The sequence below is a fragment of the Pseudomonas sp. LJDD11 genome (assembly GCF_024584215.1).
GTDB lineage: Bacteria > Pseudomonadota > Gammaproteobacteria > Pseudomonadales > Pseudomonadaceae > Aquipseudomonas.
On the sequence record NZ_JANJFL010000158.1, the window covers coordinates 1 to 514 of the forward strand.

The following is a 514-nucleotide window of genomic DNA, read 5'->3' on the forward strand; positions in this document are numbered from 1 at the left end:
ATGGATAGGATCCCTTCCTACTGGGGCATTATCTTGGCCACGTCAGGTAGAGATCGGACAATGTTGCGTTATGTCCGAAAGGCCGGCACTAATCCAATGTTCTCCAAGAAAGACGCTCTTCTCATGCTCTGGAAGGCAGAGCTGACGGCCATTGCGACCTCACACCCCGAGGTGGTCTTCAAAAAGTCTTTCAACCGTGACGATATCGCTGAACAGATCAGCTATCAGTTGAGCCGCGACGCCGCCCTCGCAGGAATCCAAGGCGCCCTCATCGAAAGGCTCTCAAATGTTGTTAACCACGAAAGTGATGAGAGCGGCGGTTGAAGTCTTAATCCAACTGCCTGGGGAGCCCGTTGACTTAGCCCGTATCGCAGCCTTACTACTACGGTCATGGATATAGCGTTCGCCATAAGAGTAGGTAGGATCTCTAAAGAACACCTGATCCACCAGACTATCTGAAATATCAAAATACTGTCTGTGCTTATGCGTTTTGAATCGCTTACCACGAGCAATG

The 514-nt window shown here is 50.2% G+C and carries 1 protein-coding gene and 1 pseudogene; one reads left to right on the forward strand and one right to left on the reverse strand.

The features are described 5' to 3' along the window. A pseudogene (locus tag NRB16_RS29330) lies at positions 1–324 on the forward strand (hypothetical protein); the annotation flags it as partial. Here NRB16_RS29330 and NRB16_RS29335 read toward each other — a convergent pair. Then, positions 283–513 (reverse strand): hypothetical protein, encoded by a 231-nt coding sequence (locus NRB16_RS29335; protein WP_373568525.1) that lies wholly within the window; start codon positions 511–513, stop codon positions 283–285. The pseudogene NRB16_RS29330 and the gene NRB16_RS29335 sit on opposite strands and share 42 nt — an antisense overlap. Position 514: the final 1 nt, after the last annotated feature.